5 protein-coding genes and 2 pseudogenes are annotated in these 4,194 nt (G+C 61.6%); all 7 read right to left on the bottom strand.

Features of this window, described 5'->3' with window-relative positions; all coding sequences use genetic code 11:
• Positions 1–301, bottom strand: a pseudogene (locus tag V7N12_RS13740) (UvrD-helicase domain-containing protein); the annotation flags it as partial.
• 140 nt (positions 302–441) lie between these two features.
• Complete coding sequence (locus V7N12_RS13735; protein ID WP_333715210.1) at positions 442–762, bottom strand: hypothetical protein; 321 nt, start codon at positions 760–762, stop codon at positions 442–444.
• Positions 752–971: pseudogene (locus tag V7N12_RS13730) on the bottom strand (hypothetical protein). The gene V7N12_RS13735 and the pseudogene V7N12_RS13730 overlap by 11 nt, the downstream one beginning before the upstream one ends.
• A gap of 290 nt (positions 972–1,261) precedes the next feature.
• Positions 1,262–2,302 (bottom strand): AbrB family transcriptional regulator, encoded by a 1,041-nt coding sequence (locus V7N12_RS13725; protein ID WP_333715209.1) that lies wholly within the window; start codon positions 2,300–2,302, stop codon positions 1,262–1,264.
• Positions 2,303–2,343: 41 nt separating this feature from the next.
• Positions 2,344–2,952: a DapH/DapD/GlmU-related protein gene (locus V7N12_RS13720; protein ID WP_333715208.1), complete on the bottom strand. Its 609-nt coding sequence runs from the start codon at positions 2,950–2,952 to the stop codon at positions 2,344–2,346.
• A 14-nt stretch (positions 2,953–2,966) separates the two neighbouring features.
• The gene (locus V7N12_RS13715; protein ID WP_333715207.1) at positions 2,967–3,671 is read right to left on the bottom strand and encodes a transglutaminase-like domain-containing protein; all 705 of its coding nucleotides are present in this window, start codon (positions 3,669–3,671) and stop codon (positions 2,967–2,969) included.
• Between the two features lie 113 nt (positions 3,672–3,784).
• Positions 3,785–4,194: PhnE/PtxC family ABC transporter permease (locus V7N12_RS13710; protein ID WP_333715206.1), on the bottom strand; the 410-nt coding region annotated here is incomplete at its 5' end.

The following is a 4,194-nucleotide window of genomic DNA, read 5'->3' as shown; positions in this document are numbered from 1 at the left end:
CCGCTGCGATGATATGAGCGGAAGAGCGGTAGTTCTCGGTCAGCCAGACCGGTTTGGCGGCATAGTCCGCCTCAAACCTGCGGATGAAGTCGATACTAGCCCCGGCGAAGGCGTAGATGTTCTGGTCGTCATCGCCCACGGCAAAGAGGCTGATGCGCAGGTCATCTTTTAGCGACCGCCCCGCCACCGCGCCAATCAGGGAGTATTCCTCGGGGCCGGTGTCCTGATATTCGTCGACCAAGAGCCAGCGATAGCCCTGGATCAGCGTTTCGCGCAGCGCCTCGGCTTCTTGCTTGGTCACCCGCCACCGAAATCCACGACAGCGCATAGGCCATCGGCCAGCCGTTGCGCGGATCGGACAAGCGGCCCAGCGTCTGGTCCAGCCGATGATTGCAGGCGCGGCCGTCCAGCAGGCGGCAGATGGCGGCATGGGCAGCAGCTTCACCTGGCGCAGGACCACGCAAGGCTTGGAAAAACGCATCGAAACCGGCCGAGGCTTCGCCACGCGTCGTCAAATGATGATAGGCAAGCACCGCATATGGCGCCTCTTGCCCCAACCGGGTGAAGGCCGAGATCTGATCCGACAGCACCTGAAGCGCCATCCGTGCCGATGATCACGTCGCCATCGTCGTCGCAGTCCAGATCGGCGATCTCGCGCAGCAGGGCGATGGCGGCGTCACAGACGGCGAGGCGTTCGGCTTCCCATGCTGCGGTGATGGCATCCTGTTTGGTCTGGTGGCGCTGGGCGGGATCAAGCGGCATGTTCGCCTTCCATGAACGCTGCGTCGGTGATCTGGCGCAGGAGGCTCGCGTATTGGTTCAGCGTGCCGACGTGGCCCCAGTTGATCCCGTCGGAGTGGATCTGGAAATGGTCGTCGCTCAGGGCCTTCAAGCATCGCGTCGATCTGGAACCTGGTGGTCATGAAGGCATCAATGGCTTTGGCGTTATCAGTCGCGCGGCGGGTGGTCATAGCCAGTGGCCTGTGGGTGAGTTGCATCGTTCTGGTGCAATCACCATCGCTCCGATGGAGTGCTGAGTGTAGGCAATTCCAAGCAATGTCATTGCCTTCTGATTAACCTCTGCCCGCATCCGCCTTCAGGTCGACTGCCTCTCACCGGCATCCGATCAACATGTAAAGTTGCATGAATTCCCGCGTGGGCCGCGGCAGGATGCGCTGATCGCGGGTGGGCTGAAGCAATCTGGCGCCTCCGAGGCGACAGCCACCCCAACACCTGGGCGAAGAAAGTGACCTTTCTACACCTATGGTGTAAAACGGCGAACCGCCAGGAGCCGGAATGCCACCGGTGCAAGCACGATCACGAATAGTATGCGCACGACGTGGTGCAAGGCCACAAAGGCCACGTCGGCCTGGATGGCCAGCGCGATCAGCCCCATTTCGGTCAGGCCGCCGGGGGCAAGGGCCAGCAGCGCCTGATCGGGGGCGATCCCGGCCAGATACCCCATCGCCAGACCCGCACCGAACGCAAGGGCAAGTGTCAGCAGGGTCGCCCCGATGGCTAGTGCTGCGGCGGGTAAGACGGTTCGAGCGCTGATGCCCAGAAAACGACAGCCGAGGACGGTCCCAAGAAGAACTTGCGCCGCGTTGACCAAGAGTCCCGGAGGGGCGCTTTCGGTAAACCCGGCAAGGTGCAGCACAGCCGAAACCAGAAGCGGGCCAAGAAATGTCGGCGCAGGAAAGCGCAGTCTCTTGCCAAGAATGCTGCCGAAAACGGCCGAAGTCAGAAGAAGCAACGCATCCAGCCATGTCAGGGGAACCTCTACGGCCCCCATTGACGCGCCGACCTCATGGCCTTCAATGATCCGGAACCACAAGGCAATCAGCGCGATGGTCACCACGATGCGCAAACTGTGCGCCAGGATGATCGGTGCAGGTTTGGCCCCGCTCGCCTCGCCGATCTCGATCATCTCGGACAGACCGCCGGGCATGCCCGCGAAATAGGCGGTGACCCAGTCGAACCTGCCGGCAAAGCGGTAAAAGGGCACGACGACCAGCGCAACAGCGACGACATAGACCATCAGGACAGCAAGAGTGCCAATCCAGGCGCCGGCTTCGGCGACGATATCGGGCGTGAAGCGCGAGCCAAGAAGGACGCCGATCACGGCAACGACGGCCGGTCGCAACCGGGCCGGGCCAAGGATCGGCGCATTGGAAATCGAGGCGACCATGGTTGCAAACAACGCGCCAAGCATCCACGGCAACGGCAGGTTCATCAAGTAGAAAGCCGAGCCGCCTGCTGTCCCGATCACCAAGGCCAATACAATCCGCGGCAGGGTTTCCATTGTGGAAGGTCCGTTTGTATCGCGGAAAAGCGCCGCAGGGTTCAGCGATACTTTTCGATAAAGGCGTCGATGTCCAGCACCCGAATATCGGGCAAGGCCGCCTTGAGGGTCGCGTGGTCCCAATCCCACCACGCGATGGTCTGCAGGGCTTCGGCATGAGGCGGGGTAAAGCGCCATTTCAGGTGGCGCGCGGGCACGCCGCCGACGATTTCATAGGGTGCCACGTCCTTTGACACCACGGCCCCCGCCCCGATTACAGCACCCGTCCCAACTGTTACGCCCGGCAGGATGGTGACACCATGGCCGATCCAGACATCGTGGCCGATGGTAACCCAGTGATCGCGACGCCACTGGAAAAAATCGGTGTCATCCTCGCCCAACCCGAACTGCGCAGCGCGGTATGTGAAATGGTGCTGGCTTGCGCGCCATGTGGCATGATTGCCCGGATTGACCCGCGCACCCTCGGCAATCGAACAGAACTTGCCGATAGTGGACCAGACGACATTGCCGCCTTTCACGATGTAAGAATAGTCCCCGAACGTGACCTCGCGCATGGTCACCTGAGCCATGACCTCGGTCCATTTGCCCAAGGTGCAGTCAACGAGTGTGGCGGTTTCATGGACGTTGGGTGCTTCGGTCAGCATCTTCATGGCTGGGGTCCGGTTCAGGCTGTTGTGGGCAGCAGAAGGCGAATGCGCTTGGTTTCAAACCGCACTGGTTCGCCGCCGATCATGTGCATGGGTTCGACGAGCAGTTTCAGGTCGGCAAAGCCGATCTCGGGCTGACAAAGCGCGGTAGAATGACCGACTGGCACACGGAACCCACCCTTCGGATTCAGTGCAGGGCCAACGTCGCGCCGACCGATCTGCAGGTAATGCGAGATGTCCCATTCCTGCACCTGCCCGTCGATGCGTGTGACGGCCCAGCAATGCCCGCTGGTGCAATCGCCCACCTCGGGAAAGAAATAGCCCACGACATAGCCCGCTTCGATCCCGGCGGCGCGCAAGGATGCCAAAAAGTAGGTGTGGATATCGACGCATGACCCTTGGGTCAGCCCGCAGGAAAGATGCGGCACATGATCGAAGCCGTCGTTGAACTTCTGGTCTGGATGGCCGTAGTCGAATCTTTCGGCTACAGCCCGGGCGATGCGGATCGCGCGCGTCAGACCGTCGCCGGTTCCGGCGATCTGCTGCGCCTCGTCCACCAGTGCTACCGCAGCGCGGGTGTAGCGTGACGGGGCGGGATTGAAGATTGCCTCGGGATAGCTGCCGGGGTGATCGGCAAAAATAAAGCGGAATGTCACCTCGTCCGCGTTTGGCTCGACCAGCAGGATTTCTTGCCCGGAGGTCGGCTCGATCAGACGGCGCAAGGTGCCACCGGTGACGGTGCAGCCCAGACACTCGGCGCGCGGCGACGAAACACCAGCGGGGGCAAAGACCGGGCCTGCGGTGCCTGGGACTATGATTTCGACAGTGGACGGAATTAGCGCGCCCCTTCCCATGTCCCGATAAACCTTGCCCGGACTAGGCCCGAGAGCCAGTCGATCAGATAGACCATGGCGATGATCAGGAAGATGATCGACCACGCCTCGTCCCAACGGTAGGCACCTATCCGGTCGGCAAGCAGAAACCCGATGCCCCCCGCGCCGACGATGCCAAGAATGGTGCCAGACCGGACGTTGGATTCGAAGTTGTAAAGCGTGATTGACAGAAGCACCGGCATGACCTGCGGCAGGATCGCAAACCGGATGGATTGGCTGCGGCTGCCACCGGCAGCGACGACGCCGTCGACGGACTTGTTCGACGTGTTCTCGATCGCTTCGGCATAAAGCTTGGCCAGCACCCCAATTTCACCAACAGCAATGGCCAGCACACCCGCAAGCGGCCCAAGCC

This window comes from Yoonia sp., from assembly GCF_036770585.1.
Lineage (GTDB): Bacteria > Pseudomonadota > Alphaproteobacteria > Rhodobacterales > Rhodobacteraceae > Yoonia.
Note: the sequence above shows the minus strand (reverse complement) of the source record. Positions and strands in the feature narration are given on the sequence as shown.